The 12,239-nt window shown below is 43.1% G+C and carries 10 protein-coding genes; 6 read left to right on the top strand and 4 right to left on the bottom strand.

From position 1 onward, the window contains the following. The first annotated feature begins 111 nt into the window (after positions 1-111). The 3 genes from ABH897_RS21370 (at position 112) to ABH897_RS21360 (ending at position 3,329) form a co-directional block, all read left to right on the top strand. Positions 112-642, top strand: coding sequence for a MarR family winged helix-turn-helix transcriptional regulator (locus ABH897_RS21370; protein WP_283653399.1), 531 nt, complete (start codon positions 112-114; stop codon positions 640-642). Positions 643-775: 133 nt separating this feature from the next. After that, positions 776-2,095 carry an HlyD family secretion protein gene (locus tag ABH897_RS21365; protein ID WP_404592679.1) on the top strand — a complete coding sequence of 440 codons (1,320 nt, stop codon included), beginning with the start codon at positions 776-778 and terminating at the stop codon, positions 2,093-2,095. Continuing rightward, positions 2,079-3,329 carry an ABC transporter permease gene (locus ABH897_RS21360; protein ID WP_283653401.1) on the top strand — a complete coding sequence of 417 codons (1,251 nt, stop codon included), beginning with the start codon at positions 2,079-2,081 and terminating at the stop codon, positions 3,327-3,329. Before ABH897_RS21365 ends, ABH897_RS21360 begins: the two co-directional genes overlap by 17 nt. A gap of 89 nt (positions 3,330-3,418) precedes the next feature. Here the strand turns inward: ABH897_RS21360 and ABH897_RS21355 are convergent, their stop codons facing one another. Next, entirely contained in the window at positions 3,419-3,979 is a 561-nt protein-coding gene (locus ABH897_RS21355; RefSeq protein ID WP_044644578.1) for an NAD(P)H oxidoreductase, read from the bottom strand. 164 nt (positions 3,980-4,143) lie between these two features. Between ABH897_RS21355 and ABH897_RS21350 the strand changes: the two genes are divergently transcribed. Then, on the top strand, positions 4,144-4,530 hold the full coding sequence (locus tag ABH897_RS21350) for a winged helix-turn-helix transcriptional regulator (protein ID WP_283653402.1): 387 nt from the start codon (positions 4,144-4,146) through the stop codon (positions 4,528-4,530). A 108-nt stretch (positions 4,531-4,638) separates the two neighbouring features. Here ABH897_RS21350 and ABH897_RS21345 read toward each other — a convergent pair whose 3' ends face one another. Further along, on the bottom strand, positions 4,639-5,223 hold the full coding sequence (locus tag ABH897_RS21345; RefSeq protein ID WP_283653403.1) for a LysE family transporter: 585 nt from the start codon (positions 5,221-5,223) through the stop codon (positions 4,639-4,641). A gap of 112 nt (positions 5,224-5,335) precedes the next feature. Between ABH897_RS21345 and ABH897_RS21340 the strand changes: the two genes are divergently transcribed. Together ABH897_RS21340 and ABH897_RS21335 are read left to right on the top strand one after the other, a co-directional pair. Then, the gene (locus tag ABH897_RS21340) at positions 5,336-5,890 is read left to right on the top strand and encodes a helix-turn-helix domain-containing protein (RefSeq protein ID WP_283653404.1); all 555 of its coding nucleotides are present in this window, start codon (positions 5,336-5,338) and stop codon (positions 5,888-5,890) included. A gap of 17 nt (positions 5,891-5,907) precedes the next feature. Then, a complete protein-coding gene (locus tag ABH897_RS21335) occupies positions 5,908-7,134 on the top strand; it encodes a sugar efflux transporter (RefSeq protein ID WP_404520807.1) in 1,227 nt (408 codons plus the stop codon). 176 nt (positions 7,135-7,310) lie between these two features. Here the strand turns inward: ABH897_RS21335 and ABH897_RS21330 are convergent, their stop codons facing one another. Both ABH897_RS21330 and ABH897_RS21325 read right to left on the bottom strand, forming a co-directional pair. After that, a complete protein-coding gene (locus tag ABH897_RS21330) occupies positions 7,311-8,528 on the bottom strand; it encodes a macrolide family glycosyltransferase (RefSeq protein ID WP_404581187.1) in 1,218 nt (405 codons plus the stop codon). A gap of 275 nt (positions 8,529-8,803) precedes the next feature. Further along, positions 8,804-12,169 carry a pectinesterase family protein gene (locus ABH897_RS21325; RefSeq protein ID WP_404581186.1) on the bottom strand — a complete coding sequence of 1,122 codons (3,366 nt, stop codon included), beginning with the start codon at positions 12,167-12,169 and terminating at the stop codon, positions 8,804-8,806. Positions 12,170-12,239 lie beyond the last annotated feature (70 nt).

The raw sequence follows: 12,239 nt of genomic DNA, 5'->3' as shown, positions 1-12,239 counted from the left end.
TAAACAAAGATTTCATCAAAATTTAGCTTGTAATTTAAATATTATTGTATTATGATTAGCCAGCTAACAAAATTCCGAATTGTAATAACTTCCAGTCGAAAGGAGAACCCTATGGATTTTGATTTACGGGATTTGCCCACTCGTGAAACACTTCAAGAATTTTCCAAGCGTATTCCCGAGATTGATATCAAAGCCACAGAAGCCATGCTATTCTTTATGCGCGTATCCTCCAGTACTTTTAAAGTTAGCTTTGAGGGCTTTGAACAATTCGGTATATCTCATGGAAAATTTTCAATATTAATTCTCTTGTACCGAAACATGAACATAGGACTGATGGCTACAGAGCTTGCGGAGAAAGTGGGAATAAGCAAACCTACTGTTACCGGACTCATTGACCGCTTAGAGCGCGATGGTTTTGTCATTAGACAAAGTCACCCTTCTGACCGTCGTATGAGCATCGTTAAACTGACTGATCAAGGGACAGCATTGATGGAGCGGCTGCTGCCTGTACATTTTACAAGCACCTCCAAGCTGATGAGCCACCTATCCACCGATGAAAAAGAGTTATTGCTGACGTTACTGCAAAAAATAGAACTCGGCATTCCCCAAGCACAAGAAATATATAAAAAAGCGAAACCATAATAACTCTAAAATTTATGCTTTAGTTAGCCGGGTTACTTTTTAATTTTAAAATAAATAATATCTACATACCCTATTATTTATTCTATCTCCATGCCTAAGCCAATTGATTAACTTAAAGGAGCGTATTTACTCAATGAATCGCACACAAATCACCAGTCTCATTATTCCTCTAATTTCTATTGCCTGTCTGATCGGCGGAGGTTTTCTCCTTCAAACCAACGGACAAGACCAAGTCAATGCTTCACGATCTGTTAAAGGTACAACCCTGAATTCGGACAGCATTCATGTATCCTTTGAACAAGTAGGTGGAAAAGTCCTCAGCATTCCAGTAAAAGAGGAAACTCCCGTAAAAAAAGGTACTATCCTTATGACGCTGGACGCCAAAGATGTAGATTTGCAAATGGAGCAACTACGAACGCAAATTGCCCAGTTCAATACACAGATCAGCCAACAGCAAAAATCAATTGACTTAGGTTATGCACGAGCTGCAACTCAGGAAAAGCAGGCACAGCTCGATATTGCACAATCTCAAGTAACTCAAAGCAAGAGTCAAGCAGCATTGCAGCGGGCAGAAGCCGCTGAGCGTCAAGCCACGGCAGCGGAAAAGCACGTCAATGATGGTGCTCGGCATGAGGATGTCCAGCAACAGCGAATTGCAGTAGCCTCCGCAACCAAAAGCGTTCAGACGGCCCAAACTAACTATAATCGTAACAAAGCACTATATGATGCAGGCAGTGTATCCAAAGTTGCATTGGATGATGCCGATTCATCATTGACTTTAGCTAAAAATCAGTTGAGTCAGCAACAAGAGTCTCTGCAAAAGCTGCTCAATGGCGCAACCGCGGAAGAACGAATGCAAGCCAAAGAGCAAACGACACAAGCATCTGTTGCTGTAAAACAAGCAGCGGAAGAAATTCGTGGTGCCCAATTGTCCGTGGATCGTTCCAAAACACAACTGGAAACCATTCAGCAAAGTCGTCAACAGCTAGCAGATCAGAAGCTGGCCGTTGATCTTCTACAACAGCAAAAGGAAACCCAGGAAGTTCAGCTTAAAACGCTATTACTCAAAAAAGAACGTCTGGTGTTGAAAGCACCGCAGGATGGCAAGATCAGTGCTATCAGTACCAAAGTGGGCGAAAATGTGGGACAAGGGGCTCCCGTTATTACTTTAGAAACCAACGAGTTATATTACGATCTCTACGTGAACGAAGATCAAGTGGGGAAATTTAAAGCCAATAAAGAAGTTAAAACCCACATCTCGGCTCTAAATAAGGATTTGCAAGGTGTTGTACGCTATGTTACATCTGCACCACAATTCGCTAATGTAAAAATGTCTCGTGAAAAAGGTGAGGCGGATACCGCTACATTCCAAGTACGTGTATATGTACCAAAAGAGTCTACTTTGCTACCGGGTATGACAGTTGAGGTGAATACTGATGAAATCTCTTCGTGATGAATGGACGTACCTGGTTCATTCCAAGTATCCGATCATAGCTATCATTTTCCCGCTGATTGCAGTGCTGGGATATTCACTGCTACTCCCAAGCAGCCAAATTAACGAAGCTAACGTAGTCGTGGTGGATCAGGATAACACAGCCTATAGCCGTGAGTTCATCCAGAAAATAGATGCCTCCCCTAATATGAACGTGGCTGAGGTTGTTTCATACACTGACAACCCTGAACAATATTTTTATCACGAGAAATATTTGGCTGTTATTTCTCTGCCGAAGGGTTTGGAGGCCAATCACAATCGCTCCCTTTCCAGTCGTGTGGGGCTGATTCTGGATAACACCAATGTCCAATCTATTACTTTGATCCGCACGGCCATGCAGGAAATTAGCGTATCCGAGAATATGGGACTGTCCGTTCCAGCTATCATGAAAACCGGAATGAACGCGGAACAGACCCAGGGAGCATTAAATGGCATCGCTCTTGAGGTACGCTCCCTCTTTAATCCAACGAATGATTATCAGAATACAACAGTGCTTGCATTTACCTGTATGTTCTCTTTTATGATGCTTAATATTAACAGCTTACCTCTTATAGCCAGACTAAGGGTTTCCAGAAGGCTGGCTGCAGAACTTCAAAATCCGTTCAACATATTACTGCGTATTCTTCCTTACACGCTGTTTTCGACGGCAGGTTTAATCTTCTCTCTCGGAGTACTTAAAATGTTTGGGGGCAGCCGATTCGAGGCCAATCCGGTTCTCTTTATCATTCCGGTTGTTCTGTATGTATTCGGTACAGTTTGTATCAATATCCTGGTTGCTTGGGGCGCTGCACATCCGGGAGTAGCCATCGGCAGAATGGTTATTATACTCATGCCTGCTTTTGTTCTCTCGGGAGCCGTTCTCTCAAGATCGTTGTTTCCGCCTTTAGCAATCCAAATCGGTGATTTCTTCCCATTTGCATGGCTGTACAAATTTGTGCGCACGATGGGACTTCGTGGTGCGCCTTTACAAGAAATGCTTCCCGAACTTGGATCACTGTTGCTATATGTCGGTGTACTCTCCATGCTGGTCATAGCCAGAGCGCTGTGGGAAAAGCAAAAGCTGGCCAAAAATGCTACAGGCGATGCTCCTGGAATGGGGGCAGCTCATTCCGCTGGTCCAACTAGCACGCCTGGCGGCGGGATCTCTGTTCAAGGAGGAGCTCCAGCGCCTATACACGATCCAATAAAAGGGTAGCTATCCCCAATTCATACTTAAAATAAAAAGCACCTTTGAAATCACTATAAAAGTGGTTTTGAAGGTGCTTTGGGATAGCTCTTTCAAGTTTACTTATATGCTCGACCTAATTGATAGGCGTGCTCCAGCAGACCTTCAATGTATTCTTTCGATTCGGACAAGGTATCGTAGAAGAACTCAACCCTGGACTCTCTTACTCTCGCGTAGACAGCAATCACTTTGTTCAAATAATTAGTAACTATATCGTGGTATTCATACTTGATCAAATGTTCTTTCGTTCCTCCCGCCAAGCACAGCCACAAGACCTGTTTTGTCTTGAACTCCTCAAGTAAACCTATGTTCCACACTTTATCCAGGTACCCTTTTAGCATGGAAGGAACACTGTACCACCATAGAGGAAATACAAAGACCAGAGCATCCGCAGCAGCAATTCTGTCCATCTCTCTCCGTGTTTCAGGAGCATATTGTTTATGAGGCGTATTCCAATCCAGCTCATCTGCCGCGCTATATACCGGATTAAACCCATCCCGATACAAGTCCAAAATATCTACCTCGTGCTTATTCTCCTTCAATCCCTCTACAAAACGATTCATGGCTGCAAGGGTAAGTGAATCTTCTCTAGGATGCGTAACGACCAATAGAACTTTCATGTTATCCGTAACCTTCTTTCTCCTCGTGATTGGTGTACCCTGTCTACAGATGCTATTATGGTTGATATATATGAAAGTGTGAAGTACGCACTTCAATGTACCGTAGGTACTTTAAGGTTCCTTAGTGCTTTTTTTGCACTACAGATCCGAGAGGAGAAAAGCAAATGAAAGATAATACCAAAACATATATGCACGGTATTGAAGCGACCTTCGAGGTCATCGGCGGGAAATGGAAAGCCACCATCCTGTATCATTTAACCAACGGCAGAAAACGTACATATGAACTCCGTCAACTCATTCCAAAAATCACCCAAAAAGTGCTTACCCAACAGCTTAGAGAGCTGGAAAAGGACGAGATCATCCACCGAATTATCTATAACCAGGTTCCACCCAAAGTAGAGTATGAGCTTAGTGAATACGGAAGGAACTTTAAAGATCTGCTTGATCGTTTTTGCTTATGGGGGGAAGAACACTTAGACAGGGTTTATGGTGATAAAACAACGGTGCTGGAGGAATTTTCTGTGGAAGAGCCTTGTGTAGAAAAAAAGTAAAGCAGACTGAACGGCCTTTTCGCCATCGCTTCATCTGCTATCCACCAAAATACAAACAGTCCCAATGAAGGGTCCTTCAAAGGCGCTGTTTGTATTACTTGCATGTCGTCATTCTACAAGAATCGAAATTGCACTATATACTAATAACAAAGCCATTATTATATTAAACTGACTTCTATATTTTGATAAGAACTTTTGAAAAACGGAGCCAAACACACTCCAACAGAATGTACTCATAAAACCAACAAAAGCTAGAAATAACGAATACAATATCAAGCTGAAATTTGAATGGTGATATGGAAGGATGAAGGTTGATATAGCAGTGATACCATATAAAATTCCTTTCGGATTGATAAATTGCAAAAGCATACCTGTTAGAAAACTGTTATTCTTGCCCTCATCATTATCTTTACCACTATCTTTACTCATAATTATTTTTACAGCCAGATATAGCATATAGGCTGCACCCAGGATCGTCATCACAAATTGAATTTTGGGAATGAAATTTTCAAGTAAAAGATTAAAATAACTACTCAATAACATGATTACAAAGAAACCTGCACCTACTCCTGAACAAAATCGAATTGTCTTTTTAAGCCCGAATTTATTAGCAAAGAGCATGGCCATAATGTTATTGGGGCCTGGCGTAAAACTGGTAACAAAAACATATAGCAAAAATGATAATAAAGGCACTTTGGAACCCCCTCTTCGATGTATGCTATAATGTACAAAAAGAACAATATAACGTTTTACGTTTTATTGTACAATACAGACGTTATATTGTACACAGGTGCAGGAGGTATTTATGGAAACCATCAATCTGATCATTGCCAAAAACTTAAAAGCCTTTAGAGAAAATAAGAAATTAAGTCTTGAAAGAGTTGCAGAACTCACTGGAGTAAGCAAAACGATGATCGGTCAAATTGAAAGAGGCGAATCCAGCCCTACGATTACAACGATTTGGAAAATAGCGAATGGATTAAAAATTTCTTTTTCTTCATTAATAAATAATCCGCAGCCAGATACAAAAGTGGTTTTAGGAAGTGAAATTCAAATATTAACGGAAGACAACGGAAAATATCGAGTCTATCCCCACTTCCCCTTCGAAGATAATAGACGCTTTGAAGTTTATTCAATCGAGATAGAACAAAAGGGCTTCCTAAGTGCTGATTCTCACGGAGAGGGAACGGAGGAGTTCTTGACTGTTTTTGATGGAGAATTAACTATTCGTGTAAATGACCTTGAATATACAGTAAAAAGTGGGGATTCCATCCGATTCAAAGCGGACAGACCCCATACCTATCATAATTCAGGTGAAACATTAACTCGGTTAAGTATGGTTATATACTATCCAATTTAAAGGAGTGTAAAATGGGTATGATAATGCGTATTAAAAATCTTTTCTTTATCCGTAACTACCCGCTATTCATGATCTGTATGTTATTGCAAGGTATGGCGATATCGATAAGTGCACCTTTTTTGGCTGTATATTTCACAACTACACTAGGCGTATCTGTTGGAACCTTTGGTGTTTTTACAGCTGTGACTTTGATTTGTGGTATATGGATAAGCTCTCTTATTGCCAAACGTTCTGATACTGGATTGGATCGTAAACAAATTTTGGTTATTTGTATGTTATTTAATGCCGTAGCATTTGCAGGATATCTTGTCATTCAAAATTTTTATGTACTTTTTGTATATATGACTGTCTTCACAGCAGTGGGAGCACCTGGAATGCCACAGTTATTTGCTAGTGCACGTGAAGCGGTAGATCGCAGTAAATCAGCTGATCATGCCTTTGCCAATTCAACACTTCGTTCTATGTTTTCTCTTGGGTTTATCACTGGGCCTCTATTGGGCTCCTTCTTGATTGCACATACGGGTTTTCAAGGTATCTTTATGGGTACGACCTCCATTTTTGTACTTATCGCAGTTCTACTATTCTGTTTTATTAAGCAGCCCCCTGCTCAACTCAAAAGTAAGGCTCAACTTTCACTTCATAACATTACATTGCATAAAAATATTGAGATTCTGATACCGTTCTCAGTTCTCACTTTGCTCTATGTGGCACACTGGATGAACAGTTTAAATATTTCATTGTTTATCATTCACAACTTAAAAGGGGACACGAATGACGTTGCTTTAGTATCCAGCATTTGTGCAATATTGGAAATACCTTTAATGATCATGTTAGGTGTATTTGCCGCTAAATATTCCAACCGCCTGCTTGTATTTCTGGGTTCTTTAACAGGGGTTGCCTATTACATTCTCGTCATTATGTCTACAGAAATGTGGCAGTTATTAGTGGGGCAGCTTCTTCTGGCCTTCTTTGTTGCAGTGATATCGGCCATTGGCATCAGTTACATGCAGGATTTGTTGCCTTCTCTTCCTGGTTATGCATCGACGCTGTACTCCAATGCGACAACCATTGGAAGACTGGTAGGCAGCTTAGCGGGTGGATTAACCGCTCAATGGATTGGCTATCGGAACTCCTATTGGGTATGTTTGTTCCTGATCCTCTGCTCCATCTGCCTTCTAGCGATATCAAAAAAATTAGATATTGCAAAAACGGTTGCTTTAAAACAAAAGGAACACAGTCTATAGAACCGTTTCATTGAAAAGTAGTAGACTGGACCTCATTAAAAAGAAGCAGCGGCAACCTTGGACGAAAAAATAAAGCCCAAACTGCCGCTGTTTTATGGAGCGATCTGTGCCCCACTAGCTTAATGGATGATTCGCTATAGTCTCCCCTGAATAAAAATGATTTCTTTACTGTCATATTATTTTTCTATTGTGGAGAAATGACTCCTAATTGTATCTGCCGCATGTCTATACCTGCCAGCCTGACGTAATGATTCACCAATCACATGGGCCTGCTGCTTATAGGTTGAATGATTCAAAACCTCTAATAAGGCAGCTTTTAAACTCGCGGGTGAAAGCTCATTTTTATTCACAGCAATACCCGCCCCCAGCTCTTGCACCCGATTGGCCACGATAGGCTGGTCTGATGTCATGGGAACCATAACCAGAGGCACATTGTAATACAAGGCTTCGCTTGTGCTGTTCATCCCCGCATGTGTAATAAATGCGTCTACATGCTGCAGCATTTCCAGTTGTGGAATATAGGGCTTGACAATAAAATTGTCAGGGATACAATCGGCCAATAGCTCCATATCTGTATATTTGCCTGATGAAAGTACAAACTGCACAGGTAAATCGTGAAATGCTGCAAAGCAAAGCTTATAAAACTCCAGGTCTTTATTCAAAATGGTTCCCATTGAGATGTAAACCGTCTGTGGATGCAGAGCACGAAGTTGTTCGAATGGGAAAGAGGGCGCATCTTTACGTGGTACAATAGAAGGACCTGTAAAAATATAACTGTTATCCAACTTTTCAGCTTGCGGTTGAAAATAACGGCTTGTATAAACAATTTTCAAGCGCCCGGCATGTGGAGCGATCTCATCCATAGCCGGGATGGCAACCTGAAGCTCATGAGCTAATTGATGCGTTACTTTCATCGTGGCCGTATACAGCTTTTTTACCTCTGGATCATTTTCATCCATGCCTTGGCCAGACCCCAAAGGTTCTACGAAAGCAAAAGAAGCGATAGAGCATATTGCAGGTATTTCCAGCTTCTCTGCTATAATCTTACCTCCCCAGCCCATCAAAGAGTCATAGATTAAATAATCATAGGTCCTGTTCTCTATAACTCTCAAAACCTCTGGAATGATCGGCTGAATCATACCTTTAACCATCATGTACACAAATTGATAATGATGTTTGTACTCCGCTGGCTTTAAATCAGCGTCTTTGGAAAAAGCATCATCAACAAAAGGATAGGTTATCAGTTTTGCTCCCGTTGGCTGAATTCTCGTACGAAATTCCTCCGTACATACATAATCCACTTCCTCACCACTGTCGACCAGCTGCTTAACTAATCCTAATGACGGATTAACATGGCCTTCAGCAGGCGTGATCACTACCAACACACGTGCCATCCCTACACCTCCGACATAATAAATTTACTAGAAATAAATGGGTGTATTTTCATGATGAACTACGAACAACATACAAGATGTAGTTTTTTTCTATTAAAAAAATACATCTCACACTTAATATATAGAATATTTTCCATAAAAACAAATGTATTCAATTTTAAAGTTATGTATTTTCCGAATTCAAAATTACTTGCACACCACACCAATAAGCGAGGTGAACGCTTGAAGCGCACACCCCGCTTATCTATTGAACATCACATTTGGAAGAAGCCGATTTATTTATTCAACTGTGGATTCCAATGATCTACCCCGCCCAAAACGGCTTTAACGGTGTACTGACTGGCTTCGTCAGCAGTAAGCTGCTTAGCCCAAGGTACACGTCCGGCACTCGCTGCACCTGGTCCATCATTATCAAACTCTACGAATCTTGCGGTCTGCTCATTGGATACCTTTCCCCAATTGTTCCAGCCGCCCGGCTTGATATGGTTATCCATGTAAGATTTTAGATAAGCAACATGGGCGTAAGGGCGCCATGGCCGTCCAAGATCTACCTTGCCTGTCAACCCATTTTCGGCTGTCAGACGACATTGAATAAATACCAAGCCCGGCATATTCTCTTCAGTTGAAGCTGCTGTTACATATCCGGCACGCAAGCTGTGTATCACCGAATTTTCAAATACGGCAGGTGAATTGCCAAAAATAAAATCAACGCTGCCGCTGATATAGCTGTCCTTAAAATACTGTCTGCCACGATTCACAAGCAATGTATCCTGTAGTCCTGTAATTTTGACATTGCGATACTGTCCACGATCACCTTCCGCATATAACGCCACGGCCTGCACCTGCCCGGTCCCTTCTGTATTCGCAACCGTCACATTCTCCAGTATAAAATCTGGACTTTGCACACGCATCGTATAGCTGTTGCTTGTTCCTAATTCTTTTCCGTCCACCACAGTTTTGGCCGTATCGTTAAAGGAGATAATCGTTTTCTCCCTATCCTCTCCAATAATGCTCAGATTTTTTTTGGAGGAATTCACTTTTATTTTTTCACGATAGGTACCATTTTTGAGGCGAATAACTGTCCTGGTGTTACTGTTGTCAGGGACTGCATCAATAGCTGCCTGTAGAGATGTAAAGCTGGCAGGGCCATAGGTCGCTACAACAACGCTATTCACCTCACGGGCAGCAGCTTCTTGTTCTGTTTTAGCGGAAGCCACCGCTGTTTCTGCCAGCTTGCGGATCGTAACATTTCTGAATTCCGACGTATTGTAATTCCATACATCGTTTTGTTGTTTGGATGCATCGGTAGCTAGCCCGAACAATAGCGGTTGATTATCCGGCAAATTCATAACGGTTTCACCAACTTTCTCCCAGTTCGTCAGACCATCTGTGGATACCCAGCCGGTAATCTTTTGTCCTTGTCGTACAAGACGAACCGAATATGGCGTTGTTATAAACGTCTCCATGGACGCACGTTTCGTATTGCCATCCGTTTGATCACGACTGATGAGAATACCCTGTTTACCATATTTAACAAATGCTAAAGCCATATAAGCCATTTTCGATCCAGGCTCCAGCGATTCACGAATCATGACACCCGCTTCGGCATTATCATCCACCGGGGTAATCTTCTCCACACGGGCTGTAATTTCAGCGTCTCCCTCCCATTTCTGATAAGCATAATGGAAAAAGTCAGCCTTGCCGTCAATGTCTCCCGCCGACTTCAGCCGTATGCTGCTTCCATTCTCGTCAGCCTTTAATACTTGAGTATGTCCTTTGATATAACCGCTGAGGCCCTCAGAGCCAATGTCTTCACTCAGCCAGCTTCCCGATGATGCAGTCGTGTTGACATGAATGGCAACAGGATTGGAAAATGCAGCAGTCCCCTTGCGGCCGGTCACCCGTGCAACAATATAATGGGTACCGTCCGTTACCTGGTTCCAATCGAGACGATAAGGCGCAGTGTTGACCTTGCCAGCAAGTACACCGTCAATGATAAATGCAACATGCGCAATACCATCTTTGTCCTTGGCCGTTGCTGTTAATCTGGCATTACGGCCTGCCTCCAAAATATCGTTATGCTTCAATGAACGGCCGCTTTCGTCAGACACCTGAACGACGGCCTCCGGATTATCTACCTCGTTTCCATCCGACAGCTTCTCGATCAGATCATTTAAATAGACCTCCAAATTGGTGTAGCCCTTGGCAAAATGAGCATACGCCCCTGAGCCGGCAAGCGTCTGACCATTACGGTCGTTGGCATTATAAGGGTCCAGCCCGCTGGCACGTTCCCACTCATCCGGCATTCCATCGTGATCGCTGTCGGAAAGCCCTGTCATAGTTACGTTATCATCATCATAAATCCATCCAGCTTCACGCGGGGAGTTGATAAACGCACCCGTTCCATTCTTCACGTCATTCATAATACGGGCGTCCACTGCATCTCTTCTTGGCAGCGTGGCTCCCGAGCCTGCAAGCACCTCTGCATATGCCGTCTGTGCATCTGTCGCTTGGTAGGGACCATACGCATCGGGGGAAATTCCGTTGTCGTATTCCCCTCTGACTTCAATCGGCTCCGCCAGCCGGGTGGAAGGGTCTATAATCGACCCAATGGATGTTCCAAGCTGCCAGTTATCTTGGGTAACCGATTCGTTGCCGTACATGTAGTTACCGCCAATGAACATGCGTGTTTTATATTTTTTACTACCCACGTCTACAAAGATTTGACTGCGAACATCCCGATATGTGCTGGGACCAGATTTATAATAGTTATTCAGCACATTATACGATCCTTCACCACCGCCGTATGAAGAGAAAAATCCCCAGTTATAAATTACATTATTGGTCATTTCCACTGCGTCAATTTCTCTTTTATCCGTTGGAAAACGCGGATTACGGCTTGCATTGTGAGCCAACAAATTATGATGATAGGTGGCGTTGCGTCCGCCCCAAATGCCGCCGTAGCCATGGCGTCCCTTTTGATGTGTAGTCATAAGCATACTCTCGGAGGCAATGGACCACTGTACGGTCGTATTTACGTTGTCATACAGGCTCAGCACCTCATCCACCGACCAGCTAAAGGAACAGTGATCAATCATAATGTTTTTATGGTATCTGGCTCCTAACGCGTCATCCTCACTGGGGTAACGGTCAGTTAATCGGAAACGCAGGTAACGAAGAATCACATTATCCGCATCAATTCCGGTTGTGTAATCGCTTACAGTAATTCCGTCGCCAGGAGCTGTCTGACCAGCAATCGTCAGGTTACTCCCATTGATTTTGAGCGGCTCCTTGAGATGAATAGTTCCACCAACCCGAAAAACTACCGTCCGGTTACCGGAACTGACCGCTGCGCGAAGCGAACCAGGTATGGTCTGTTCATCTTTGCCGTAGTCCGCCAGCGTGGTAACCTCGTATATTTCCCCTCCACGCCCGCCAGTAACATATTTACCGCCACCCTCAGCACCGGGGAACGCCGGAATATCCGTCGCGACTTTTGCCACCTTTGCCATCTCTGTCCCAACCACCGCCTGACTCCCCACACCAGCTTCCGCTTGGATCAGTGGTGGACATAAGGTCAACAACAATGAACCCACAACCACATTACATAACACCTTTTTCCATGTACGCTGCTTGTTCAAATCTATTTCCTCCCCTCAAATTTTCTTTCAAACCAGCCAGCAGTGTTTTTCACCTCCTTTCCTTGGCGAA

It is taken from the genome of Paenibacillus sp. RC73, assembly GCF_044908085.1.
In the GTDB taxonomy this organism is placed as follows: Bacteria; Bacillota; Bacilli; order Paenibacillales; family Paenibacillaceae; genus Paenibacillus; species Paenibacillus terrae_A.
This window is presented reverse-complemented; position numbering and strand designations above follow the sequence as displayed.

Excerpts from the sequence above, each read along its gene's own strand:
- ABH897_RS21370 (WP_283653399.1), top strand. The coding sequence starts at position 112 with ATGGATTTTGATTTACGGGATTTGCCCACTCGTGAAACACTTCAAGAA.
- ABH897_RS21365 (WP_404592679.1), top strand. The coding sequence starts at position 776 with ATGAATCGCACACAAATCACCAGTCTCATTATTCCTCTAATTTCTATT.
- ABH897_RS21360 (WP_283653401.1), top strand. The coding sequence starts at position 2,079 with ATGAAATCTCTTCGTGATGAATGGACGTACCTGGTTCATTCCAAGTAT.
- ABH897_RS21355 (WP_044644578.1), bottom strand. The coding sequence starts at position 3,979 with ATGAAAGTTCTATTGGTCGTTACGCATCCTAGAGAAGATTCACTTACC.
- ABH897_RS21350 (WP_283653402.1), top strand. The coding sequence starts at position 4,144 with ATGAAAGATAATACCAAAACATATATGCACGGTATTGAAGCGACCTTC.
- ABH897_RS21340 (WP_283653404.1), top strand. The coding sequence starts at position 5,336 with ATGGAAACCATCAATCTGATCATTGCCAAAAACTTAAAAGCCTTTAGA.
- ABH897_RS21335 (WP_404520807.1), top strand. The coding sequence starts at position 5,908 with ATGATAATGCGTATTAAAAATCTTTTCTTTATCCGTAACTACCCGCTA.
- ABH897_RS21330 (WP_404581187.1), bottom strand. The coding sequence starts at position 8,528 with ATGGCACGTGTGTTGGTAGTGATCACGCCTGCTGAAGGCCATGTTAAT.